23 protein-coding genes are annotated in these 24053 nt (G+C 40.2%); 15 read left to right on the top strand and 8 right to left on the bottom strand.

Annotation, left to right across the window (positions count from 1 at the left end; all coding sequences use genetic code 11):
* Positions 1-2: 2 nt before the first annotated feature.
* Positions 3-296: a DUF2103 domain-containing protein gene (locus BV375_RS30255; protein ID WP_086767398.1), complete on the top strand. Its 294-nt coding sequence runs from the start codon at positions 3-5 to the stop codon at positions 294-296.
* 48 nt (positions 297-344) lie between these two features.
* Here the strand turns inward: BV375_RS30255 and BV375_RS30250 are convergent, their stop codons facing one another.
* A complete protein-coding gene (locus BV375_RS30250; RefSeq protein WP_086767395.1) occupies positions 345-665 on the bottom strand; it encodes a hypothetical protein in 321 nt (106 codons plus the stop codon).
* A 360-nt stretch (positions 666-1025) separates the two neighbouring features.
* On the opposite strand from BV375_RS30250, the gene BV375_RS30245 reads away from it, so the two are divergent.
* Complete coding sequence (locus tag BV375_RS30245; protein WP_086767393.1) at positions 1026-1679, top strand: glycosyltransferase family A protein; 654 nt, start codon at positions 1026-1028, stop codon at positions 1677-1679.
* Positions 1680-1697: 18 nt separating this feature from the next.
* A complete protein-coding gene (locus tag BV375_RS30240) occupies positions 1698-3032 on the top strand; it encodes an ABC transporter substrate-binding protein (protein WP_086767391.1) in 1335 nt (444 codons plus the stop codon).
* Between the two features lie 38 nt (positions 3033-3070).
* Here BV375_RS30240 and BV375_RS30235 read toward each other — a convergent pair whose 3' ends face one another.
* The 4 genes from BV375_RS30235 to BV375_RS30220 are packed head-to-tail and all read right to left on the bottom strand — an operon-like array spanning position 3071 to position 6662.
* The gene (locus tag BV375_RS30235; RefSeq protein ID WP_086767389.1) at positions 3071-3490 is read right to left on the bottom strand and encodes a type II toxin-antitoxin system VapC family toxin; all 420 of its coding nucleotides are present in this window, start codon (positions 3488-3490) and stop codon (positions 3071-3073) included.
* The gene (locus tag BV375_RS30230; RefSeq protein WP_086767478.1) at positions 3487-3768 is read right to left on the bottom strand and encodes a type II toxin-antitoxin system Phd/YefM family antitoxin; all 282 of its coding nucleotides are present in this window, start codon (positions 3766-3768) and stop codon (positions 3487-3489) included. The genes BV375_RS30235 and BV375_RS30230 overlap by 4 nt, the downstream gene beginning before the upstream one ends.
* A gap of 32 nt (positions 3769-3800) precedes the next feature.
* Positions 3801-5870, bottom strand: a complete 2070-nt coding sequence (locus BV375_RS30225; RefSeq protein ID WP_086767476.1) for a S9 family peptidase — start codon at positions 5868-5870, stop codon at positions 3801-3803.
* Between the two features lie 36 nt (positions 5871-5906).
* Positions 5907-6662: a hypothetical protein gene (locus tag BV375_RS30220; protein ID WP_086767387.1), complete on the bottom strand. Its 756-nt coding sequence runs from the start codon at positions 6660-6662 to the stop codon at positions 5907-5909.
* A 112-nt stretch (positions 6663-6774) separates the two neighbouring features.
* Here BV375_RS30220 and hemE point away from each other — a divergent pair, with 112 nt between their 5' ends.
* From hemE to BV375_RS30180, 9 genes are all read left to right on the top strand, one after another.
* Positions 6775-7827, top strand: a complete 1053-nt coding sequence (gene hemE, locus BV375_RS30215) for a uroporphyrinogen decarboxylase (protein WP_086767385.1) — start codon at positions 6775-6777, stop codon at positions 7825-7827.
* A 222-nt stretch (positions 7828-8049) separates the two neighbouring features.
* Positions 8050-9018 carry an NAD(P)-dependent oxidoreductase gene (locus BV375_RS30210; RefSeq protein WP_086767383.1) on the top strand — a complete coding sequence of 323 codons (969 nt, stop codon included), beginning with the start codon at positions 8050-8052 and terminating at the stop codon, positions 9016-9018.
* Positions 9019-9119: 101 nt separating this feature from the next.
* Positions 9120-9335 carry a hypothetical protein gene (locus BV375_RS30205; protein WP_086687063.1) on the top strand — a complete coding sequence of 72 codons (216 nt, stop codon included), beginning with the start codon at positions 9120-9122 and terminating at the stop codon, positions 9333-9335.
* A 2-nt stretch (positions 9336-9337) separates the two neighbouring features.
* On the top strand, positions 9338-9745 hold the full coding sequence (locus tag BV375_RS30200; protein WP_086767381.1) for a type II toxin-antitoxin system VapC family toxin: 408 nt from the start codon (positions 9338-9340) through the stop codon (positions 9743-9745).
* Positions 9746-9910: 165 nt separating this feature from the next.
* Positions 9911-11500 carry a B12-binding domain-containing radical SAM protein gene (locus BV375_RS30195; RefSeq protein ID WP_086767379.1) on the top strand — a complete coding sequence of 530 codons (1590 nt, stop codon included), beginning with the start codon at positions 9911-9913 and terminating at the stop codon, positions 11498-11500.
* Between the two features lie 291 nt (positions 11501-11791).
* Positions 11792-11914: a hypothetical protein gene (locus BV375_RS38915; RefSeq protein ID WP_279432983.1), complete on the top strand. Its 123-nt coding sequence runs from the start codon at positions 11792-11794 to the stop codon at positions 11912-11914.
* 205 nt (positions 11915-12119) lie between these two features.
* Positions 12120-15038: a HEAT repeat domain-containing protein gene (locus tag BV375_RS30190; protein ID WP_243714101.1), complete on the top strand. Its 2919-nt coding sequence runs from the start codon at positions 12120-12122 to the stop codon at positions 15036-15038.
* A 20-nt stretch (positions 15039-15058) separates the two neighbouring features.
* On the top strand, positions 15059-15274 hold the full coding sequence (locus BV375_RS30185; RefSeq protein ID WP_086767377.1) for a type II toxin-antitoxin system HicA family toxin: 216 nt from the start codon (positions 15059-15061) through the stop codon (positions 15272-15274).
* Positions 15271-15495 (top strand): type II toxin-antitoxin system HicB family antitoxin, encoded by a 225-nt coding sequence (locus BV375_RS30180; protein ID WP_086767375.1) that lies wholly within the window; start codon positions 15271-15273, stop codon positions 15493-15495. Before BV375_RS30185 ends, BV375_RS30180 begins: the two co-directional genes overlap by 4 nt.
* Here BV375_RS30180 and BV375_RS37310 read toward each other — a convergent pair.
* Entirely contained in the window at positions 15492-15656 is a 165-nt protein-coding gene (locus BV375_RS37310) for a hypothetical protein (RefSeq protein ID WP_166507562.1), read from the bottom strand. The genes BV375_RS30180 and BV375_RS37310 overlap by 4 nt on opposite strands.
* On the opposite strand from BV375_RS37310, the gene BV375_RS30175 reads away from it, so the two are divergent.
* Positions 15650-16126 (top strand): hypothetical protein, encoded by a 477-nt coding sequence (locus tag BV375_RS30175; RefSeq protein WP_086767373.1) that lies wholly within the window; start codon positions 15650-15652, stop codon positions 16124-16126. The two genes, BV375_RS37310 and BV375_RS30175, sit on opposite strands and share 7 nt — an antisense overlap.
* 832 nt (positions 16127-16958) lie before the next feature.
* Here the strand turns inward: BV375_RS30175 and BV375_RS30165 are convergent.
* Positions 16959-17846 (bottom strand): sugar ABC transporter permease, encoded by an 888-nt coding sequence (locus BV375_RS30165; protein WP_086767369.1) that lies wholly within the window; start codon positions 17844-17846, stop codon positions 16959-16961.
* Between the two features lie 84 nt (positions 17847-17930).
* On the opposite strand from BV375_RS30165, the gene BV375_RS38910 reads away from it, so the two are divergent.
* A complete protein-coding gene (locus BV375_RS38910) occupies positions 17931-18554 on the top strand; it encodes a hypothetical protein (protein WP_086767472.1) in 624 nt (207 codons plus the stop codon).
* Positions 18551-19225, top strand: a complete 675-nt coding sequence (gene purN / locus BV375_RS30155) for a phosphoribosylglycinamide formyltransferase (RefSeq protein ID WP_086767367.1) — start codon at positions 18551-18553, stop codon at positions 19223-19225. The genes BV375_RS38910 and purN overlap by 4 nt, the downstream gene beginning before the upstream one ends.
* 74 nt (positions 19226-19299) lie before the next feature.
* On the opposite strand, the gene BV375_RS30150 is transcribed toward purN, so the two are convergent.
* Entirely contained in the window at positions 19300-23919 is a 4620-nt protein-coding gene (locus BV375_RS30150) for a tetratricopeptide repeat protein (protein ID WP_086767365.1), read from the bottom strand.
* Positions 23920-24053 lie beyond the last annotated feature (134 nt).

Here is a 24053-nt window from a genome sequence, read left to right as displayed (position 1 = left end):
AAATGGGCAAACCCAATGATGGTAGATTAGTCTGGAACCACTCAACCCACATTAGTGGACTCATCCCCATATTAGAACGTCTATGTCAGCAGCATGGCATTCAAACTGTGACCCCAGGCGTAATTGGGCGAGTTAAAAGTCATGCTCCCAAAATGCAACTGCGTGTGTCTGTACCGATTCGGGGGGGTTATAAAGTCATCGCTCGACAAGGGAAGACAGTGCAGGAGGTATTTATTTTGACGACTTTAGATCAAGATAGCCTCTTAGAAGCGATCGCGATCGCTATGAAAAGTTAATCACTTCAATAGTCCATAGTCCAGCGACTATGCACTGTTGACTCTCAACTATTCTTCTACCTGATGTACTGCAAATCTGTGGAGTGGCAAACTGAGAATACAAGAAAATGTTAAAAAATATGACAGCGCTGTAGTTATTTTTAAAGACATTACTATTGGTTCCCAGCTTGGTAAAAGTATTTTTTCCAAGCTAAAAGCAACACAATAAACTAGCCAGTAAGTAAAGCTCATTCTAAACAGAATCTGCTCTGTTTCTTCCAAATCATCTTTCTGCTGCTTGCCATCCCAAAGTAAAAATAGACCAAGGATACAAGCAATAAAGGAAACAGCAACTACAAACTCATGACAGAATATGTTTACCGAATGCATTTGTCTTGATCCCAATATTTTTCAATTGAGATTCAGTCTAAAGGAATAGGCCTTTAGGATGCACAAAATAGTTACAAACTGCAATAGAACAATCGATATTTTGTAACCAATTGCAACAATAACACTGTATATTGACATCTGTAAATTATACGTAACTGTGATAAATTATTCCCAGTTTGCATTTGTTGATTACTGAATATAGGAATCCGTTTTGATTCCTGAAATTATTTGCGTAGCGAGGGAACAGGGAACAGTGAAGAAGGAATAAAAGTGTACTGAGTTTTTTTCAAAAATCAAATATGAGTCCTATAGTTTTGACTAAACCTAAATAGAGCCTTAATTTTCTAATCTTGGATAAGCATGAGTAGTATTTTTTTTGACATAATTCCTGAAATATCAATTGTCATCTGCACCTATAACCGAGCTAAACATTTAAATAAAGCTATTGATAGTGTGATTGCTCAAACTTTTAAAGATTGGGAATTAATTATAGTTGACGATGGTAGTCAGGATAATACTTTTGAAATAATTGATTCATATATTGAAAATTTTAATAATATCCGTTATTTAAAACATCGCAACAAAAAACAATGCTATGCCAAAAATGCCGGAATTCAAGCGTCTTTTGGCAATTACATTACATTTCTTGACAGTGATGATGCATACAAACCCAATCATCTAGAATCGCGGCTGGAATATATGCAAGCTCATTCTGAAATTGATTTGATTCAAGGTGGCTTTGCTACTGAAGAAGATATTTGGGTAGCAGATTATTTTAATCCTGGTGAAAAAATTAATATCCAAGAATGTGTATTAGGCCCAACTTTTTTTGGCAAAAGGCATGTATTTTTTGATTTACAGGGATTCAAACATATGCTTTACGGAGAAGATACAGATTTATGGGAACGGGCAGAAAAAACCTTTAGAATTCAAAAAATAGTCACACCCCAAACATATCTCTATACCAGGGCAGAAACTAGCGTTAGCAAGACTTTTTCAGAGCATATTTCCTGATATAGCTAACTAATTGGCATGAAAAATCACCTTTTCCCGTCTCTAATTCAGAATTTATTTCGCCAGTTTGTCAGTTATATTAGGCATCTTCTACCTTTAGCAATTTCTCTTAGTTTATGTTTAGTTCTGTTATCTAGTTGTCAAAGTTCAGTACATCAAAAGAATGGAGTAATTCATCTTACACTATGGCAAGGAATCAATCCACCAACGAATCGAGATGTATTTCAGAAGCTGGTAGATAAATTTAATCAGGCTCATACTGATATTCAAGTAGAATCTATATTTGCGGGTGAACTAGACCAACAATTGCCGAAGATACTAACAGCAGTTATTGGCAATTCCCCTCCAGATATTTTGTCATTCTATCCTCAGATTACAGGTCAGTTTGTAGAATTAGGCGCAGTTCGACCATTGGATGATTGGTTAGAAAAATTGCCAATTAAGTCGGAAGTCGTTCCTAACTCACTTAATGAATTAAAATTAGACGGTCACTTGTGGTCAGTCCCGCTTTACACCAGCAATATCGGCATTTTTTACCGACCTAAGCTTTTTAAAGCTGCTGGAATCACAGAAATGCCCAAAACCTGGGAAGAATTACGGCGAGTTGCGAAAAAATTGACTATAGACCGCAACGGTGACAAGCGACCGGAACAGTACGGTATGTTGTTACCTTTAGGAAAGGGAGAGTGGACGGTTTTTAGTTGGTTTCCCTTTTTATTGAGTGCTGGGGGAGAAGTAGTAACAAATAATCACCCGAATTTAACAAATCCTGGAGCTATTACCGCCTTAAAATTTTGGCAAGACCTAATGAAAGATGGTTCAGCAACCCTTTCTCCCCCAGAACGGGGTTATGAAGAAGATGCATTTATTGCGGGTCGTGTGGCGATGCAAATTACAGGACCTTGGACTTACATTACAAAATCTGACGTTGATTATGGAGTTTTTCCCATACCTGCAAATGTAGGTCAAGCTACGGTAATAGGAGGCGGAAATCTTTATGTGATGAAAACCACAGCAGAAAGAGAAAAAGCGGCACTGAAGTTTTTAGAATATGTTTTAAGTGAAGAATTCCAAACAGAATGGAGTATTGGCACAGGTTTTTTACCTGTGAATATCAAATCTGCTCAAAGTGAAGCTTATCAGCAATATCTTAGCCAAAAACCTTGGTTAAAAGTGTTTGTAGAACAAATGTCTGTAGCTAATGCGCGACCGACTATTGCTGGCTATAGCCGTTTATCAGATAGTCTTGGTAGAGCAATTGAGTCTACATTAATGGGTAAATCTACTGCTGAAAATGCTCTGAAAATAGCGCAAGAACGTTTAGATTTAATTTGGGATAGTAATAAAAGTTAGATTTTGTATTCTGCATCGTACTGATGGCAGAGGAAATTTTAATAAACAAACCAGTTATCCATTGGAAGTTGTTGAAAATCGGCAAAGTCCGACACATTATTAGTCACTAAAGTTAGACTATTTACCTTTGCGATCGCCGCAATCTGTCCATCTGAATATGCAGGAGTTTTTCCTATCCTCACTAGTCGCGCTCTTTCCAAAGCAAACCATTCAGCTGCCATATCATCATAGGCTAGGATGGGAATATTTGGCTGGACTATTTCCTTGAAATACCGCTCAATTCTCTCTCTCCTTTTAGAAGCAGGTAGACGATAGCAACCAAACAACAGTTCGTGCCAGGTAACGGATGCAATGACAATTTCCTCCTCATACTGTTGTAATTTCTGGATAACAGCTGGATTCGGTTGCGGTCTTAACGGTTCAGAGATAACGTTAGTATCAAGTAAAAAGCGACTCACAAGATTACCTGACGTCCGGGAGAATTGTCGCGCACATCATGCCAAACTTCATCGGGGTTAATTTCGGTTCCTTCTTCAATCATTTCTTCACGGAATTGCTCCATAGATTCCCAAAAACCTGGTTTTCTACGGATTAAACGTTCGTATTCAGCCGCAGACACGATAACAGCCACTTGCTCTCCTTTTCGAGTAATTTGCACTGATTCGCCTTGTTCAACTTTCTGAAAAATTTTGTCTAGGTTCCTGGGAACCTGATCTATCGAATACTGCTGAGACATCACGCTTTTACCTCCGTCCATTAAGTAGCATTTCACTCTGACAAACCTAATCTATCCAGAATAAAAGCATATTCAAAAGCCAGTTCTCGCAAGCTTTCATAACGTCCAGATGCACCGCTATGTCCTGCACCCATATTAGTTTTCAACAGGAGAATGTTGCGATCTGTTTTGATTTCTCTAAGTTTAGCTGTCCATTTAGCTGGTTCCCAATATTTGACGCGAGAATCATTTAAGCCAGCAGTGATTAACATATCTGGGTAATTTTTCGCCTCAACGTTATCATAGGGCGAGTAGGATTTCATGTACTCGTAATAAACTGGATCGTTGGGATTACCCCATTCTTCCCATTCCATTGCAGACAGAGGCAATGAAGTATCCAAGATAGTAGTTACTACATCTACAAAGGGGACATGAGCAACTACTGCTTTGAATAGTTCGGGACGCAGATTAATTACTGCTCCCATCAATAAGCCGCCTGCACTACCGCCTGTAATAATTAGGCGATCGCTCGTTGTCCAATTTTCATCTATTAAATATTCAGCACAGGCGATAAAATCTGTAAAGGTATTCTTTTTCTGCAAAAATTTGCCATTTTCATACCATTTACGCCCCATTTCTTCTCCACCACGAATATGGGCAATGGCAAACACTACTCCTCTATCTAGCAATGTGAGGCGATTTGATGAAAATGTTGCTGGGTAAGAAGCACCATAAGCACCGTATCCTGTAAGTAACAAGGGATTTTGTCCATTTTTTTGCATACCCTGTTTGTACACAATCGATATGGGAATTTGTGTACCATCTTCAGCGGTAGCCATCAACCACTCGCTTTGATACTGTGTTCTGTCATAGCCGCCAAGCACTTCTGTTTCTTTTTTTAACTCGCGCTGGTGTGTTTCCATGTTGTAATCGAAAACTGATGGCGGAGTAATAAAAGAGGTGTAATGGAAACGCAGGATGGTAGTATTAAACTCTGGGTTATTGCCTTCGTAAAATTCATAGGTAGGCTCTGGAAAATTGATATTACTTTCCTCACCTGTTGATAGGTTTTTTACTCTGGCAGTTTCTAACCCCCCTTTTCTTTCATAAATTACTAAATGATTGGCAAAAAGACTAATTCCTGATAGCAGCACATCTTCCTGATGGGGAATTATAGTCTGCCAATTTTCTTTACTTGGGGAAGCTACCAAGGTTTTTACCAGTTTAAAGTTGGTCGCCTCATCATTGGTAACAATGTAAAAGTAATCGCTGTGATGATCGACATCGTACTCCATTCCTGTAGTACGTGGATGAATTAAATTCCAATCTTTTTCAGGATAATTTGCATCTAAATAATGAACTTCTGTTGTAATGCTGCTTTTTAAAAGCATCAGAAGATATTGTTCACTGCGGGTTTTCTCAACATATAAATGGTAAATATCATCCAGTTCTTCATAAATTAAAATATCGTTATCAACAGCAGTACCTAAAGTATGGCGAAATAGCTGATAAGGACGATTAGCATCATCAATTTTGGTATAAAATATTGTTTTGTTATCGTTAGCCCAAGCCAGAGAGAAATAGGTATCAGGGATAGTTTCAGCCGATAGTTCAAATGTAGTTAAGTCTAAGAAGAAAAGCGTGTATTGCTCAGAACCACTAGTATCAACTGAGTAAGCTAAGATTTGATGATTGGGGCTAATATCAAACACGCCTAAGCTGAAAAATTCGTGTCCCTTTGCTAGTTCATTTTCATCCAAAAGGACTTCTTCCGGTGCTTCTAAGCTACCTTTTTTGCGACAATAAATAGGATAATCTTTGCCTTCTTCGGTACGTACATAATAGTAGTAGTCGTCTTTGCGGTATGGCACCGATAAGTCAGTTTCTTTAATCCGTGCCAGCATTTCATTATAGAGTGTTATTTGCAGCGCTTGGGTATGTGCCATTATCGCTGCTGTATAAGAATTTTCTGCTTCTAGATAGGCAAGAACTTGAGGGTTATCAATATCGCGTAGCCAAAAGTAGTTGTCAATGCGGCGATCGCCGTGTAACTCCAAAACCTGTGGCTGTTTCTCGGCAACTGGTGGTTTAGTTATATTGTGTAAAAGCTTATCCTTATGCATCATCAATAACAAGCAGCAGTTCGCTGCCTAGTAATCTTATGATGGGCCAGGAATTACAGTTTTGTGGTGTTGTTTTCTCTTTAAAGTACACAAGCCAATTGCTGGGATAAATCCCAGAATAAATGCTGTAAATCCTTGCCCATTCCAATACAATATCGAAGTCCGGTTGGCTTCGGGAATAAAATTTTGCAACAGAGAAAGCAGCCAAATTAAAGTACTGATGAAGAAGAAGCAAATTGCCGGTAGAAAATTCCACCACCAAGCATTGACTGTATATCGCCGCAATACCAGCCATTGGCAAAGTCCAAGCCAAATTCCCGAAATAATATATGAAATAGTAGACAAGCATCCCAAGACCACCATTGCCTCAGAAGATAAAGTTTCGTTAAAGGATGCGGCAATGGAAGAAATATAGTTAATCCAGGCTGTAGAAACGCTGTTGGCAATTAGCCAACCGATGCTAGTAGCTAGCAACCACCACCACCCAGGGATGTATGGACGTAGAACCAGCGCTTGATCGGCACCGAAAATCAAGGCAAAGACAAGACTACCCAGAAAGCTGGCAAAGCTATTCCACATTTGGGCATCTGGAAAAAAAGCGGGTGAGAGATTATCTAGAAGATTTTCCAAAGCTATACTGACAAGGCCACCCACAACCCATCCCAGACAGGTCATGAAGGTAAACTTGATCAGGAAACCTTTGGTTTGAGAACGCGGGATCAAAAACTTTCCGAGTTTGGGAGCGTTCTGAGTCGATGCAACATGAGAGGAAGTGTTGGAATCAGCTTGCATATGAAGTTAAGTTAAGCAGAGACTAGAGTGAGACCAGCCTCCTGAAAAAGCGTAATCTCAGAATGATAAGCTAAACAGTGGCATAAAAAAGTGACTTAGGATGAAGTGTTAAATGGGTGTTTCCTCAACAGCTCCTAGACTCCTGAGAGCAGCTCGTGGTGAAGTAGTAGACCGTCCCCCTGTATGGATGATGCGACAAGCGGGAAGGTATATGAAAGCATATCGAGATTTAAGGGAGAAGTATCCTTCTTTCCGCGATCGCTCAGAAATTCCCGAAGTAGCGATTGAGGTTTCCCTACAGCCTTGGAGAGCCTTTCAACCAGACGGGGTAATTTTATTTTCCGACATTGTAACGCCATTGCCGGGTTTAGGCATTGACATGGATATTGCGGAAGGTAAAGGACCAATTATTCACTCGCCCATTCGCACTCAAGAACAAGTAGATAACCTGCGTCCCTTCGATCCCGAAGCATCCCTGCCGTTTATCAAAACTATATTGCAGGCGTTGCGTCTAGAGGTAGGGCATCAATCAACGGTGTTAGGCTTTGTTGGTGCGCCGTGGACATTGGCTGCTTATGCAGTCGAGGGAAAAGGTTCTAAAACCTATTCCATCATCAAGAATATGGCGTTTTCTGACCCGACAATTCTGCATCAATTTTTAGCGAAATTAGCAGATGCGATCGCCGTTTACGCACGCTACCAAATTGACTGTGGTGCTCAAGTTGTGCAAATGTTCGACTCCTGGGCAGGTCAATTGAGTCCTCAAGATTATGACACCTTTGCTTTGCCATATCAGCAACGGGTTTTTGAGCAAGTCAAGCAAACCCATCCCGATACACCTTTAATTTTGCTGGTTAGCGGTAGTGCTGGTGTATTGGAGAGAATGGCAAAATCTGGTGCTGATGTTGTGACTGTAGACTGGGCAGTAGATATGGCAGAAGCAAGAGCCAGATTGGGCAAGCATGTGAAAGTTCAGGGAAATCTCGACCCAGGCGTACTATTTGGTTCCAAACAGTTTATCCGCGATCGCATCCTCGATACTGTTCGCAAAGCTGGCAATTGGGGTCATATTCTCAATCTCGGTCATGGTGTACTACCAGAAACTCCAGAAGAAAATGTCGCTTTCTTCTTTGAAACTGCAAAGCAGCTTAATGTACTGGTTTAGTCAGTTGTCAATCTGTTTCGCGGTTTTACTTTTTGTGTCTTCGTGTCTTTGTGTTTAGAGAATAATTTTTTAACCACAAAGGCATAAAGGCACGAAGCAAAAAATATTAATTTTTCCTAAATGATTTAGCATTACTATAGCTGATTGTGTATTACTCATAGAGCTACACCGGGAACTAAAAATTCATTACAAGCAACTAATAAATAAAACTCAAAACTCTCTATGAGCCAGAAACGAATTTTAGTGACTGGTGCAAGTGGCTGCATAGGTCACTACCTCAGTGAAGCCTTAATTCAAGAAACAGATTACGAGCTGTATCTCCTAGTTAGAAACCCAAGTAAATTGCAAGTTGATATTCAGGCGCGTCCGGGTATCACCGTGTTGCAAGGTGATATGCAACAAATTGGCCAGTTTGCTGAATTGCTATCCACAATTGATATTGCGGTGCTAACAGCAACAGCTTGGGGTGGTGAGGAAACCTTTAATATTAATGTAAATAAGACTTTAGAATTGCTGAAGCTGCTAGATCCAGACAGATGCGAACAAGTAATTTACTTTTCTACAGCTAGCGTTTTGGATCGACACAATCAACCACTCAAAGAAGCTGGAGAAATTGGTACAGATTACGTCAGTTCTAAGTATGAATGCTTGCACCAAATCTCAAAATTGGCGATCGCACCTAAAATTACCACAGTTTTTCCCACTTTAGTTTTAGGTGGTGATGCCAAAAAACCCTATTCTCATTTAACATCTGGTATCCCTGAAGTCACAAAATATATTAATATAATTCGGTTTTTGCAAGCAGATGGAAGTTTCCACTTTATCCACGGAAGAGACATTGCGACCACAGTCAAATATTTAATTGAACATCCCTCGGCTGGACAGGAACCACGCAAGTTTGTTTTAGGTCAAGAGCAATTGACTGTTAACGATGCCGTAGAAGAAGTCTGCGCCTATTTGGGTAAAAAGATTTACTTTCGCGTTCCATTATCTATAACATTAGCCAACTTGATTATTGCTGTCTTCCGAATTCAGATGGCTGCTTGGGATAGATTCTGCATGAACTATCGACAGTTTACTTACGAAAACGCTATCAATCCTGCCAGTTTTGGGTTACCAAATTACTGTGCAACTATGACTGATGTTTTGAAAATTAGCGGCGTGAAAAGTGGCGTTGTCAAGACCCGTTGAGGGAATGAATAAGAGTGAATTATTAGAGCATGTGGCAAGGCTCGGTTATTAATTGTTGTTTATACTATGAGAGAGGAGACCATTAGAATTAAGGAAAGTTGATGTTACAAACTATTCAAGGAATTTATAAGAACGGCAAAATTGAACTTGCTGAAAAACCACAGGGTATTACTGAAAGCCCAGTCTTTGTTACTTTCTTAGAAATAAAAGCTACAACTTGGCCAGAAATAATTATGGAATATCAAGGTGTAGCCGAAAGTATCAACTTTGAATCCTATCGAGATGAGCTTCTACCACCTAAAGAAGTAGAATTTTAATGATGGGTTATCTACTCGATACTTGCGTAATTAGCGATTTTGTCAAAGGAGAAGAAAACACCTTAAAGAAATTAAAAGTTATCTCTCCTACTGAGGTTTTTATTTCATCTTTAACGGTTATGGAAGTCAAATATGGATTAGCAATCAATCCAGAAAGAGCCGTTAAAATTCAACCGTTGATTGAAGCATTTTTAAAAGCAATTATAGTTTTACCTTTTGGTTCAACCGAAGCAGATCAAGCAGCCCAAATCAGAGGAATTCTGAAAACAGCAGGCTCTCCTATAGGTGCTTATGATGTACTGATTGCCGCAACAGCAGTAACCCATAATCACATTGTTGTTACATCTAACGTTAGAGAATTTCAACGGATACCCAGTTTGCAAATCGAAAATTGGCGTTCTCCTCTCTAAAGTTATTACCCCCTATAGTGTTAGCGTCGCTTACCGTAGGTATTGCTTTTATTAGCAATAAGAAAAAAATTTTAGTAAACAGCTGAAGCTGCTTAGATAAAAAGTCAATGAGTCTTAATTTTCGTTAAAGTGGGATAACAATCAAAGTGTGAGGATTGATACTGTATGCGAGTCCTACTGGTGTATCCAATATTTCCAAAAACCTTTTGGTCTTACGAAAAAATTTTGGCGTTAGTCGATCGCAAGGTTTTGTTACCACCTTTGGGTTTAGTGACAGTGGCGGCAATTTTGCCTCAAGAATGGGAATATAAACTAGTCGATCGCAACATCCGTCCAGTTACCGAGGAAGAATGGGCTTGGGCTGATGTAGTTATTTTCTCCGCCATGATTGTCCAGAAACAGGACTTACTAGACCAAATCCAAGAAGCCAAGCGGCGTGGTAAGTTAGTCGCTGTGGGCGGCCCCTACCCCACCTCTACACCCCATGATGTGCAAAACGTGGGCGCAGATTTCCTGATTTTGGATGAAGGGGAAATCACCTTACCTATGTTCGTTGAGGCGATTCAACGGGGTGATACATCTGGTACTTTCCGCACGAGTGAAAAACCAGATGTCACAAGCACACCAGTACCCCGCTTTGATTTATTAGAATTTGATGCCTACGATATGATGTCCGTGCAATTTTCGCGGGGTTGTCCTTTTCAATGCGAATTCTGTGACATCATTGTTCTCTACGGTCGCAAACCACGCACCAAAACCCCAGCCCAACTATTAGCAGAGTTGGATTATCTTTATGAATTGGGTTGGCGGCGGGGTGTGTTCATGGTTGATGACAACTTTATTGGCAACAAACGCAATGTGAAATTGTTGCTGAAAGAGTTAAAAGTTTGGATGCAAGAACATCAATATCCCTTCCGCTTTGATACTGAAGCTTCAATTGATTTAGCACAAGATCCAGAATTGATGGAGTTGATGGTTGAATCTGGTTTTGCGGCGGTATTTTTGGGGATTGAAACCCCAGATGAAGATAGCTTGCAAATGACGAAGAAATTTCAAAATACCCGCAGTTCCCTCACCGACGCTGTGCAAACCATCATCAAAGCTGGATTACGCCCAATGGCTGGATTTATTATCGGGTTTGATGGCGAAAAAGCAGGTGCAGGCGATCGCATTGTCCGGTTTGCTGAACAAGCTGCAATTCCTTCCACTACCTTTGCCATGTTGCAAGCGCTACCCAACACAGCCCTGTGGCATCGCCTGAAAAAAGAAGGGAGATTACGGGAAAACAAAGACGGTAACATCAACCAGACAACCTTGATGAACTTTGTTGCTACCCGTCCCTTGGAAGATATTGCCAGAGAATACATTGAAGCATTTTGTGCCTTATACGATCCAGTGAAGTATTTAGATCGCACCTACCGCTGCTTTTTAATGATGGGTGCGCCAACGTGGAAAGCGCCATTTAAATGGCCAGAGTTGATAGTAATTAAAGCGCTATTAATTGTCATCTGGCGACAAGGCATCAAACGCGAAACCCGCTGGAAATTCTGGCATCACTTATTTAGCATCATCAAGCATAACCCAGGAGTTGCCGAGCATTACCTTTCAGCTTGTGCCCACAATGAGCATTTTCTCGAATATCGCCAAATTGTGCGCGATCAAATTGAAAGTCAGCTAGCCGAATATCTCGCCCAAGGTGCAGAAAAACCTTATGTGCCACCTGTGAAGGAAAAGGCAGAGGCGGTAGTTAGTTAAGCGGGTAACAAAAAATAAATTTCCTAAATTGTAGGGGTAGGGGCACAGCAATGCTCATACGTGTCAACTTAACGTGAAACCCTTGTTATAAGGTGATTTTGTATTCACTCACCTACCATTACGATCCTCGTCACCCCACCCCAGTTTTGTCTAAAGCCAAAACTTCCCCTCCCCGCCTGCGGAGAGAAGTTGCGTGCGGGGGTTCCCCCCCGTTGAGCAAACTTCGGGGGAGGGGATTAAGGGGTGGGGTAAAACGTATGTGGGATAAGCGTTGAGCTTAAGTTGACACCAATGAGCATTGCAAAGGGCACAGCAATGCTGTTATTAATTGATGATGTGCCTGACCACTCACCACAAAATACTCCCGCTTCGTTGTCATCTCGCCTTAGAATCAATTCCAAGGCTAATAGCTAAAGTCTACTGAAGTAGACTAGCTGCATATTTCAGTCCACTTGAGTGGACTTGCGCTATTAGCCCGGAACTTCAGTTCTGGGCGGGATGAAGGTCAGCACGATATGTTGACTATTACAAAACTACTTTCTTTAATATCTCGGAAATCTGGGAAAATTACTGATGCTGGTGTATATACTCGTAGTCAAAAGCTGAAGCAGGCGCGAGTATGATAGTGGAATGGCTAGTTGGCTGGGTAGCAACCAATGCTGTGGGATTTCTGGTCAAAAATATTCTTACCTCAGAATTTGCCAATGATTTAGCTAAGGACTACGCCAAAGATTTTTTTAAAGACCGTTTTAACAACGTTCCTGACCTATTTAAGAAAGAACCTATTCACAAAGCTATTGCTAAAGCACTCAAGGAATTTTTGCAACTGCTAGAAGATGAGTTAAAGTTTCGCAAGGCTTCTGAGGAAGACATCAAGAAATTCCAGAAACCACTCAAAAAATTTATCTACCACAAGTCGGTTAAAGAAATACTCGGTAAAGCTTTTGATCCAGATTGTGATGAGCTGGATTATCAAACTCTGGAAGAAATTTGGAAGAGTCTGAATTTCCCTGCTTTACCAGCTAGATTTAGCTGGCAATTAGTGACTGATAATTATCTGAGAAAATGCCAACAAATTTTAGCTGAATCAAAAGATTTACGCGATATTTTAATTCTCCAGAAGCTCGATGATATTAGCAAAGATAATCAAGGTAGAGGCGAGATTAAACCAGAATTTGACTTGCGGCAATATCAAGAAGCAATTCGCGAGCGCTATGTCAATTTAAAATTAGATAGTTTAGATACCAGCGGTTACGCCTATAACGAACTGAGATTATGGGGAATATTTATCGCGCAAAATGTGCGAGAAGTTCACCAAGTTTTACCCCAAATCCACGAACTACCTAAAGAACATCTGCGGCGACTGCGAGAAACTGACCAAGTAGAAGCAGAAGAAGTTGCTTTAGAAGAATTAGAAAAATATAAACGAGTTTATTTTGAACAGCCGATACATTCAGTATTAGATATTGTCAATCAGCCCCAAACTTATAAATACATAGTCATCTTAGGCGATCCTGGTGCGGGTAAGTCTACGTTATTGCAATACCTAGCGCTAGATTGGGTAGAAAAAACTATCGATCAACTCGATAAAGCGGGATTTGTTTTACCACCAATTCCCTTGCTAATTGAACTACGCGCTTATATGCGAAATTCTGATGACGGACATTGCAAGAATTTTTTAGAGTTCTTTCATCAAAGTCCCGGTGCAATTTCTCACCTCAATCAGCATCAATTACAAGCACAGCTAAAGTCTGGTAACGCTTTGGTGATGTTTGATGGTTTGGATGAAGTATTTGACCCTGGTAAACGTGAGGATATTATTACAGCTATTCATCGCTTCACCAATGAATATCCTAATGTGCAGGTGATTGTCACTTCTCGCGTGATTGGCTATAAACCGCAACGATTAAGGGATGCTCAATTTCATCACTTTATGTTGCAAGATTTAGACTCATCACAAATTCAGGATTTTATTTACCGTTGGCATGAGTTAACTTTTAGCGATACAGCAGATAAAGTTAGGAAACGCGAACGATTGCAAAAAGGAATTGAAACTTCCAAAGCTATTACAGAACTAGCGGGGAATCCCCTATTGTTAACGATGATGGCGATTCTCAATCGTAATCAGGAATTGCCAAGAGATAGGGCCGAACTTTATAACCAAGCATCGCGGGTACTGTTGCATCAATGGGATGTAGAATGTGCTTTGGTGGAAGATAAAAGAATAGATCCTAAAACTATTGATTATAAAGATAAGCAAGCGATGCTGCGTCAGGTTGCTTATTATATGCAAACTGGCGACAAAGGTTTAGCAGGTAATTTAATTAAAGAAGATGATTTAGTTAAAATTTTGACTGACTATCTCAAAACTATAGAAGTCAGCCAAGCCAGAGAAGCTGCGAGGGTGATGATTAATCAACTGCGGACTCGCAACTTTATGTTATGTTTCTTGGGTGCAGATTACTATGCTTTTGTGCATAGAACATTTTTGGAATATTTCTGTGCTTGGGAGTTTGTCTGGCAGTTTGAGAAAGAACGCAGTATTACAATTGAGTATTTAACAACTGAAGTTTTTGGCAAACACTGGCAAGATGAAACTTGGCATGAGGTTTTGCTGCTAATTGCCGGAATGATTGAGCCAAAATTTGTTGGTGAAATTCTTGAGCACTTAATGGCACAAGATGGAGAACCACAGAAGTTTGTCAACCTATTTTTAGCGGCTAAGTGTTTAGCAGAAGTCAGAAATAGGAATGCAATCTCTGCAACTGATAATAGACTCTTAAACTACCTCAAAAACTTAACGCAGTATGAAACTGGCAAAGAACCTACAAATACAGAAGAGTTTGAGTTAATTAGTCAAGTTTGCGCTCAAGCAGTTTCGGCAATTGCAACTACTTGGAAAAGTCATCCAGAAACACTACCTTACCTTAAAAATGTCCTTGATTGTACTCGCTATTGGGCTGTAGCTCAGGCATTTATAGATGAGTTAGTCACAGAATTAGCAATTGATGCTAATAATTTACCAATGCTAAAGATATATGCTCAATCAGATGATGTTCATATGCGAATAGCAGCAATACAAGCACTAGCTAGGAAACGGATAAGAGACTCTGATACTTTGTCTATTCTTAAAATCTGTATTCAACAGGATAGCGATATGCGTGTGCGACGAAGCGCAATACTAGAATTAGCTAGTATTGGGAAACACGATCCTGATACTTTTTCAATTCTCAAGGTCTGCGCTCGTTTTGATAAAGCTTGGCCAGTACGAAGATTAGCAATAGTATGTCTAGCTCAAGATTGGAAAGATGAACCTGGAATATTTGAATTTTTGCATGATTGTACTGTCACAGACTCTTTCAAGCATCCAAGCTACTGGCTAAATCCTCGGCGTGTTGCACTTGCGTTCATTATTGAGCAATTTCCTCAGCATCCCCAAACTTTACCACTTTTGCTTGACAGAGCAGAGAATGACCCAGATGAGAAACTGCGAGAGTTCGCTCAGAATAAATTGAGGAAGTGGGGAGCCAGAATGTAAGCTGAGGTTATCCCAAGAAAATTAGAGAATTAAAAAGCTTATTGCTGCAAGCAGGGTTTGCCTATAAACCAGCAAAAGGTAGCCATAGTAAATGGATACATCCACAATTACCTCAAGCTATTATCATCGCTGGCAAAGATGGTAGTGATGCCAAGCCTTATCTAGAAAAACAAGTTAATGAAGCGCTGGAACAACTCAAGACTATAGAAGTAGAACCAGAGGAAACAGAAGAATGAAATATACAATTATTATTCAATGGTCAGATGAAGACCAATGTTATGTTGTGCTGTTGCCTGAGTTTACCAATGTCATGCAGCCTTGTACTCACGGAGATACTTACGAAGAAGCGCTGAAGAATGCCCAAGAGGTACTAGAGATGTTAATTGAAAAAGCCTTGGAACTTGGTGAACCTCTCCCGGAACCAAAAACTCTCGGACAGCCATTGCAGGTAGCTTAAAGATTTTTATCCTCACGCAGAGGCGCGGAGGCGCAGAGAGGAAGGGAAGATTGAGGAATTTTGCGATTTATTGTGACTGATTGGTTGTAAGATGTGCGATCGCATTTATCGCTGGGAATCCTAGAGAGAGTTAAATCATCAGGGTAATTCTCCCATGCCATATCAAAATATTACCGCCTCCCTTACGCCAGAAGATATCCAAGAAATCAAAGCAGCGTTGCAAACAATTCAAAAAAAGCTGCCGTTTCTGGTTACTCTAAGTGTGGAAGAACGACGTAAGTTATTTAAAATGGGCGATAAAAGCTTGGCTTTTGTCAATAATAGTCTGACTGCTGCTCAGACTAACCGCGATATTCTCCCAGCCAGTTTTGATGTAGAGGAGTTTACGCGAGATTATCAATTAGCTGCAACACTGACGGAATTGTTAACCGGACTGCGCCAAGTCACAGAACAAGTTGATGATACTTTATTGGCGGTCGGTAGCGAAGCGATGAGCAGCAGTTTGACGGTTTATGATTATGTGAAGACTGCGGCTAAAAAGACTCCAGGTTTGAAAACTATTGCTGAACAGTTGGGTGAACGCTTTAAAGCAATGAAAAATAAACCTGTTAAGGTTGCTTCTGGTTCTTAGGCTAGATGTTGATTTGTTGATTGGACATCTCCAACAATCAATGTAGAGACGTTATATGTAACGTCTCTACGCGTATTCCATGAATATGTAAACTGCTGTAAATATAGATTTTTCGTAGGGGTTTAGCATTGCTCATTGGTGTCAACTTAAGCTCAAACGCTTATCCCACATACGTTTTACCCCTCCCCTTAATCCCCTCCCCCGAAGTTTGCTCAACGGGGGGGAACCCCCGCACGCAACTTCTCTCCGCCTGCGGGGAGGGGAAGTTTTGGCTTTAGACAAAACTGGGGTGGGGTGACGAGGATTGTAATGGTAGGTGAGTGAATACAAAATCACGTTTTAACAAGGGTTTCACGTTAAGTTGACACGTATGAGCATTGCTAAACCCTTAGCCGTGTATTTGTATCATTATTAAACTGAAATGCTATGAGTCTGGTTTCAATACGGTTCAGTTAAGGAAAATTATCGTAGTAGGGGCACGGCATCATTAATATTATCAGCTTGTAGAAAAATTTTGGATGCCGTGCCCCTACCATGTATACTTTGCTGTGTCTATTTTCTCATTCACGAGTATTAAAGACTCATCGGCGAGTATCAAAGACTCGTTAGCGAGTATCAAAGACTCATTCACGAGTATCAAAGACTCGTCGCCGAGTATCAAAGACTCATCGCCGAGTATCAAAGACTCATTCACGAGTATCAAAGACTCATTCACGAGTATTAAAGACTCGTCCGCGAGTATTAAAGATTCGTCCGCGAGTATCAAAGACTCATCGCCGAGTATCAAAGACTCCGTTCAGTTTAACCTTCTGCCTCCTGCCATCTGCCATCATCATTCCTCACCCCAAGTTCGTAATTGCAAATACACAAACACTAGGGTTACTGCTAGTAATACTGTCGCGGCTGCGGCTGCATAACCAAAATCAAATTGACCAAAGGCTTCTTGGTAAATGTAATAAACCAGCAAATTTGTGGAATTTAACGGCCCACCACCTGTAATTACATAAACTTGCTCAAAACTCCGCAAGGTAAAAATCGCAGTGGTGACAATCGCAAATATTAAAGTCGGTTGCAATCCAGGGAGGGTGATATGCCAAAATTGTTGCCAACCATTTGCACCATCCAGTTCCGCAGCTTCGTAACGACTGGGGGGAATTGCTTGCAATCCTGCTAAGAACACCACCATATTAAAACCGAGTTGTTTCCAAATACTTACTAAAATTAGTACTGGCATAGCCCAAAATGTGTCTCCTAACCAAGGAATTGATGGGATGCCAAATATATTTAAAAATGCGTTTACCGGGCCAGCGGTTTGAAATAACCAGCGAAATCCTAACCCTGCGGCGACAAGAGAAATAATTGAAGGCAGAAAGTAGGCACTTCGCATTGTGCCTTGTCCAGGTACAGAACGGTTTAATAGTACTGCCAACCCTAAGGGAATAACTAAACTGGGAATGACAGTGGCAACGGTAAAATAAACGGTGTTACCTAAAACTTGCCAAAAATCGGAATTGAATAACAACCGCCAGTAATTTTTTAAGCCTACTAGGTAAGTGCCTTTTGAAGTAAAACTACCAGCGGTAAAACTCAGATAAAACAAATAGGCGATCGGCCAAATGATAAACAGACCCAGTAAAATCAATGCTGGTGTCAGAAAAATCCAGGCGGCAACTGTATCATTATCCAGCAGTTGCATGTCAGAAGAACGGGATGGTTTCATAGCTATTTTGGCTATCAAATGCGGTAGAGTGTGATTCTACGCAGAGGTACTGCTAAGATCCTTTCATTCTATTGGCTCAAACAAATGCCTAAAATTTTCCCCTTCTTTGGCAAATTTTTCATCGCCAGCACCATGCTGACCTCTAGCGTACTTATAGCATTATCGATGACACTCGATACAGCTGTGCTGGCTCAACCAACAAAAGCACCAATCCCAACACCGCCAACAAATCAGCCGACAAAAGCACCAATCCCAACGCCATCGTCCACAAATCAGCCAACAAAAGCACCAATCACAACGCCATCGCCAACAAATCAGCCGACAAACCCAATTTCCCAGAAATTATTAGGGCAATGGCAAAGTAAAGACCCTTCATCGAATGTTGCACTCACTTTTATTTTCTCGCCGGATGGTAAATTATATATTCTCTCGCCCAATCCGCAAAAGCCGATGGCTGTGGAATTTAAGTACAGCATTAACCCAACACCACAACCAATGCATTTGGATATCACAGTTTCCGCTGAGCAAAAACAAGCACTAACAATTTTTGAATTTACTCCTGATGGTCAGCTGCGACTGCAATTAGATAACACCGACCCAGGACAACCCAGACCTACAGCTTTCTCTCCCACAGCAGCCCTACTCACAAAAGTTTCCGAGAACACGAAATTACCGGAGAATGTCAAAATTATCGACCTTCGCTTATGAGTAATAATCCTATTACGGTTACTGCTACTAGTAGTTTGATTTCTCCCAAGATTTCTAGTAACCAATTGGCATCTACCACTCCCTTAAAATTAGGGATTCTCGCTTCTGGAAATGGCAGTAATTTTGAGGCTGTTGCCCAAGCTATTGAACAAAGGGAACTAAATGCTCAAATTCAAGTTTTAATTTATAACAACCCTGGGGTTAAGGCTGCTGTTCGGGCTGCAAACAGGGGTGTAGAAGCGGTATTGCTGAATCACCGCGATTACAAAAGCCGGGAAAAGTTTGATGAGCAACTTGTACAAACTTTACGACAGTACGATGTGGAATGGGTGATTTTGGCAGGCTGGATGCGGCTATTAACGCCAGTATTAATTGATGCCTTTGCTGACAGAATTATTAATGTCCATCCCAGCTTGTTGCCTAGTTTTAAAGGTATCCATGCAGTAGAACAAGCCTTAGCCTCTGGTGTAAAAATTGCTGGCTGTACGGTGCATCTAGTTTGCTTAGAAGTAGATAGCGGCCCAATATTAATGCAAGCGGCAGTACCAGTCCTTCCAGATGACACAGCCCAAACCCTCCATGCGCGGATTCAACTTCAGGAACATCAAATTTTGCCCCAGGCGATCGCACTAGCAGCACAAAGGCGATCGCCAATCCTCAATCATTCTTGAAAAATTAACAATTCTGTTGGGTGGGCATTGCCTGCCACAACACTACACTTTTAATCCAAAGTCAAAAATTGCTCTCATAATCCATTACCAATGAGAATGAACGGTGCCCAATAGTAGGGGTGGCTGAGGTGATCTCCTCCATCTTGCTGTTTACCTAAAGCCTCATAATTCCCAGTAATTAATGCTATTTGTGCTGCTTGCAGGGCTTCAGCCTTCGTCGTGTTCGGTTTTTTTAGTGCGCTATAAAAAGTATTCATTAAACTTTGCGTACCGCCATCATCAACAGACCATAAACTGGCGATCGCAGCTCTTGCTCCTGTTCTTTGAATTTGGTAACCAAAGCCCAAAATCTCTTTACCGTCGCCTAATTTATCACCCAAGCCAGTTTCGCAAGCACTCAATACAAATAAGTCTACGTGGGGTAAATTCCAGTTTTGGACATCCCCTAGAGTCGCATATTTGCCATTACCAAAAACAATGAAAGAATCTTCTGGTTGGCCAGCAACAAAAGCAGCATGAGTTGCCAAATGTACAACGTTGTAATCATTCATTGAGTAAACAATATCTGGGTTGAATTGCTCATCAACTACTTTTTTAGTATCCCGAATTGTGGCTGCTATTCCTTCCACCTCACGACCTGCAAATTGTAGCCCTTGAAATTTGAAATCTTTGTTGCCAACTTTGATATCGACATTACGTTGAGAATTAGCAAATGCCGCTGCTAAAATTTGCAATTGTGGCTGTGGTTTAGTGGTGAAATTTGTCAAGCTCAGAGCAGTAATATTATTGATGCGGAAGCGTTGTACTAACCATTGTTTACCATCATATAAAGCGGCTAACGGAATATAACGCAGTTTACCATCGGGAGCGTAAATAATGGTTTTGGTTTTGGCTTCAGACAAGTCTTTTTCTATAGGTTTAATTAGCCATTCATAGAGTTGACCGCCAGAAACTTTAGCATTGCTAATTGGACTTTTTAGATCACGGCGATATTTTTCGATGGTACTATTCAGTTGTTCCTCAGTCACCGCAACTGTGCGGTGAATAGGAGGCCCGTAGGGAGTAGCTAACACCAATTCCAGACGATCTTTAAGAACCAACGGATAGAGAATTACTGCATCTTGCTTAAGTCGCTGAAGATTATCTTGGAGAGTTTTTACTTGCGTTTCTAAATTAATATTTTCTCCCCCAGTACTTTGTTGTAACTCTGCCACAAGTTTCTCTACTTCTGGGTCTTTGAGAAATTCACCAAACTGTTTGCGAATATCTGTTTGAGATTTCCGCAATTCTACAATTCGCTGTTGTTGGCTACTTGTTCTTTTAGTAGGTTGAATTTTTTCGAGTGTGTCTAATTCCTTACCCAATGCTACTGCTTTATCAAGGATGGCGTTAGTATTGGGGTCAGTTGGTCGTTCTAGTGACCTAGTTCTTTGGCTAATACGCAGAAAATCTTTCACCTCTTGCAGTTTCAGCAAATCTAATACCTGCTGTGCCTCGGCTATCTTACCTTGAGCAAGTAATAAATCACCCAACTCGCGATAAATATCTGCCCTAGTTTCTCCTTTGCGACCAGCTTGTAGGAATGATGTTTGCAACTGTGGAGGTAAACCTTGAATTTTTTGCCGCACTTGCTCTATTCCACGAACAGCTTTTTGGTAATATTCAATAGCCTTCTGTGGCTGATTTAAACTGCGATAAGCACGAGCTAAACCTGTATAAGCACCAGCACCACTCCCTGGAATATTTGGAGTCGGATCTGTTTTCAATGCTTCTTCATAGAAGGATATCGCCTGTTGAAATTGTCCCGATTTGCGGTAAATATAACCTAAATTGCCTAAAGCATTAGACTCTAGCGATCGGTCTTTTAGCTTCCTCACAATAGTCAATGCTTCTTGGCTTGTAGCAATAGCTTTTGGATAGTCTTGTAACCTTTCATAACCACCGCTCAAACTCATTAGCGCCACAGCTTTGAACACAGGACTTTTACTTTCCTCAAATGCTGCTGCTGCTTGCTGCGCCACTTCCATTGCTTTTTGGGTATTTCCTTGGTCATCATAAATGCCGCCTAACGATAGCAGTGTAATACCTTCCATTACATGATTTTGCGTTTTGCGAGCAATTTTCAAAGTTTCTTGATTGAAAGAAATTGCCTGTGGATAGTCTCCCAAATTCCCGTAAATAATACCTAGTGAAGGTAAAGATATTAATTCTGCTATTGGATTTTTGATTTCTTGAGCAATAGCTAAACCTTGTTTGGCAAAATCAATTGCTTTGGGATATTCCTTGAGATCTACATAAGCAATACTTAAATAACTCAAAGCCATCGATTCTAAAAAACGGTTTTTACTTTCCCGCGCAATAGTCAAGCCTTGTTGTAGCAACTCAATAGCTTTTTGATCATCATTTTGCCCAGCAGAGTAAGCACCACCTAAAATAATTAATGCTAGCCCTTCTGTATCATGGTCTTTGATATGCTGACCATTTTTTGAAGGATTTTCGCCTCTGGCAATTGCTAAGGATTGCTGACTCAAGTCAATGGCTTTGAGATAATCTCCCTGTGCCATGTAAATAACAGCAATATTGACCAAAACACCACTTTCAAATTCAGTTCCTTTGGTAATGGATAACGCTTGTTGAAGTAGCTCAAATCCCTTTGGCAAGTTACCCATGTAGTTGTAATCAATTCCTAAAAGCATTAAAATCTTCCCCTCGTCATCGCGATTTTTAGTTTCCCGTGTTATGACTAGGGCTTGCTGATAGTATTCAATGCTTTGGGGTAAATTTCCCTGTAACAAATAACTCGTTCCCACTTGCGTTAGGGTACGCTGTTCTAAATCTCGGTCTTTGCTCTCCCTTGCCACTTTGATAGCTTGCTGATAATAGGTAATTGCTTGAGGTTCGTTTTTAATATCGCTAAAAGCCTCGCCTAAATTTATTAGTAGTTTTGTTTCTTTTTCCCAGTCTTTAAGTTCTTGGGCAATGGCAAGTGCTTGCTGATAATATTCAATTGCTTTTTGAGATTTCTGTAATTTATAATTAGCCAGTCCAAGACCTCTAATAGAAGTGAGTTGATATGGTCGATTTTTAATTTCTTGAGCAATAACTAATGCTTGCTGGAAATATTCAATTGCCTTGGGATATTCTTTAAGTGAATCGTGGTAAATGCTACCTATATCATTCAATAAATCAGATTCTTGCTCGCGCTTCTTTAAATTCCGCACAATTGCGAGACTTTGCTGATAATATTCAATTGCTTTTGCATATTCCTGTAGCGAATTATATGCCTTACCAAAACCATAAGCTAATATTTTAAATTCGCTTTCCCGGTCTTTAATTTCTCTAGCAATTATCAAAGCTTGTTGTGACGTGCTAATTACCTTTTGATAATCTTTTAGAGAATTATAAGTGTCAGTCAGAGATTTTAGGATATTTAACTCACAATCACGCTTGTTAGTTTTCCGCTCAATTACTAATGCTTGATTATAATAATCACTTGCTTTGGTATATTCTTCTAAGTCTTCATAAGCTGCACCGAGAGAATAAATATCTAGTGAGTCACAATTGAGTTTTTTAAGTTCTAAATTAATTTTGGCATTCTGCTGAATGTACTCTAGGGCTTTTGGCTGATTTTTCAAAGACTGGTAAGCTTTACCAATGCCATATAAAATACTGGACTCCCGATCCTTATTTTTTATCTTTCGTGTAGGTGCTAATGCTTGTTGATAATAATTAATCGCTTGTTGGTAGTCTTTGAGTTTATAGTTGTAAACTTGACCAAGATTTTGTAGGCTTATAGATTGATATTCACTGTTTTTGATTTCTTTAGCAATTACTAGAGTTTGCTGATAGTAATCACTGGCTTTTTGGTAATCATGGAGAGAATCATAGTAAATATTACCTATAGTATTTAGAGCGTATAATTCACCATCACGCCGCTTGATTTTTCTTGATATTTCTAGAGTTTGCTGATAGTAATTAATTGCTTTTTGGTAATCTTTTAGTGAGTTACAAGAATCCGCCAAGCTGGATAGAGCAGAAGCTGTTAAGTAACCATTGTTAATCTGTTGTGCAACTACCAAGCTTTGCTGATAGTAGTCAATTGCTTTTTGATAATTTTCTTGAGCATAATAAACATGACCAAATCGCCGTAAACTATCTGCCTCAAGTTCACGATTTTTAATGTCTCTGGCAATGACCAGTGCTTGCTGTTGGTAATCTAGAGATTTGGCATAGTCCTTTAAGGATTTGTAAGCTACACCTAGTATACTTAAAGACTTTCCTTCTAGCGTACGGTCTTTGATTTCCTGTGCAACTGCTAAACTTTGCTGAGAATATTCAATCCCTTTCTGATTCTTATCGGAGAAGACATAAGCACTACCTAAACCTTGCAATGCTTTACCTTCTCCCTGACGGTCTTTAATTTGTTTATAAATAGCTAGTGCTTGTTGGAAAGATTGCAAAGCCGCTTCGTATTGATTTTCATCAAGCTGCTTAGTTCCTGTTTCCACAAGTTTATCGGCTTCAGCCTTACGGTTTGGCGCTGGGGTTACTGTACCTGTATTTGGTGTTTGTGCTACAGCGCTATAGATTTTTACTTGACCGAATACAGTCGCAACTATCAAAATTATCAAGGTTGCGGTAATTGTAGAGAAGCGATATGTGCTATTTTTGCCAAATTGTAGAGGTCGATTCATAGGAAAGCTTTAAAAATCTGTTGAAAAGATGTTTTATTTTCTCTACAGATATATTTCTCGGACTTCCTAAATTTATGCAAGCAGTATATAAAAATGTGATATTTATTAATAATTACTAGTTTCTACCTCTTAGC

Origin of the sequence: Nostoc sp. 106C (genome assembly GCF_002154725.1) — a bacterium.
GTDB lineage: Bacteria > Cyanobacteriota > Cyanobacteriia > Cyanobacteriales > Nostocaceae > Aulosira.
This window is presented reverse-complemented; position numbering and strand designations above follow the sequence as displayed.

Excerpts from the sequence above, each read along its gene's own strand:
- BV375_RS30165 (WP_086767369.1), bottom strand. The coding sequence starts at position 17,846 with ATGAAACCATCCCGTTCTTCTGACATGCAACTGCTGGATAATGATACA.
- BV375_RS30210 (WP_086767383.1), top strand. The coding sequence starts at position 8,050 with ATGAGCCAGAAACGAATTTTAGTGACTGGTGCAAGTGGCTGCATAGGT.
- BV375_RS30190 (WP_243714101.1), top strand. The coding sequence starts at position 12,120 with ATGATAGTGGAATGGCTAGTTGGCTGGGTAGCAACCAATGCTGTGGGA.
- BV375_RS30255 (WP_086767398.1), top strand. The coding sequence starts at position 3 with ATGGGCAAACCCAATGATGGTAGATTAGTCTGGAACCACTCAACCCAC.
- BV375_RS30205 (WP_086687063.1), top strand. The coding sequence starts at position 9,120 with ATGTTACAAACTATTCAAGGAATTTATAAGAACGGCAAAATTGAACTT.
- BV375_RS30200 (WP_086767381.1), top strand. The coding sequence starts at position 9,338 with ATGGGTTATCTACTCGATACTTGCGTAATTAGCGATTTTGTCAAAGGA.
- BV375_RS30220 (WP_086767387.1), bottom strand. The coding sequence starts at position 6,662 with ATGCAAGCTGATTCCAACACTTCCTCTCATGTTGCATCGACTCAGAAC.
- BV375_RS30250 (WP_086767395.1), bottom strand. The coding sequence starts at position 665 with ATGCATTCGGTAAACATATTCTGTCATGAGTTTGTAGTTGCTGTTTCC.
- hemE (WP_086767385.1), top strand. The coding sequence starts at position 6,775 with ATGGGTGTTTCCTCAACAGCTCCTAGACTCCTGAGAGCAGCTCGTGGT.
- BV375_RS30230 (WP_086767478.1), bottom strand. The coding sequence starts at position 3,768 with ATGTCTCAGCAGTATTCGATAGATCAGGTTCCCAGGAACCTAGACAAA.
- BV375_RS38910 (WP_086767472.1), top strand. The coding sequence starts at position 17,931 with ATGCCTAAAATTTTCCCCTTCTTTGGCAAATTTTTCATCGCCAGCACC.
- BV375_RS38915 (WP_279432983.1), top strand. The coding sequence starts at position 11,792 with ATGAGCATTGCAAAGGGCACAGCAATGCTGTTATTAATTGATGATGTG.
- BV375_RS30175 (WP_086767373.1), top strand. The coding sequence starts at position 15,650 with ATGCCATATCAAAATATTACCGCCTCCCTTACGCCAGAAGATATCCAA.
- BV375_RS30240 (WP_086767391.1), top strand. The coding sequence starts at position 1,698 with ATGAAAAATCACCTTTTCCCGTCTCTAATTCAGAATTTATTTCGCCAG.
- purN (WP_086767367.1), top strand. The coding sequence starts at position 18,551 with ATGAGTAATAATCCTATTACGGTTACTGCTACTAGTAGTTTGATTTCT.
- BV375_RS30195 (WP_086767379.1), top strand. The coding sequence starts at position 9,911 with ATGCGAGTCCTACTGGTGTATCCAATATTTCCAAAAACCTTTTGGTCT.
- BV375_RS37310 (WP_166507562.1), bottom strand. The coding sequence starts at position 15,656 with ATGGCATGGGAGAATTACCCTGATGATTTAACTCTCTCTAGGATTCCC.
- BV375_RS30150 (WP_086767365.1), bottom strand. The coding sequence starts at position 23,919 with ATGAATCGACCTCTACAATTTGGCAAAAATAGCACATATCGCTTCTCT.
- BV375_RS30225 (WP_086767476.1), bottom strand. The coding sequence starts at position 5,870 with ATGCATAAGGATAAGCTTTTACACAATATAACTAAACCACCAGTTGCC.
- BV375_RS30245 (WP_086767393.1), top strand. The coding sequence starts at position 1,026 with ATGAGTAGTATTTTTTTTGACATAATTCCTGAAATATCAATTGTCATC.
- BV375_RS30180 (WP_086767375.1), top strand. The coding sequence starts at position 15,271 with ATGAAATATACAATTATTATTCAATGGTCAGATGAAGACCAATGTTAT.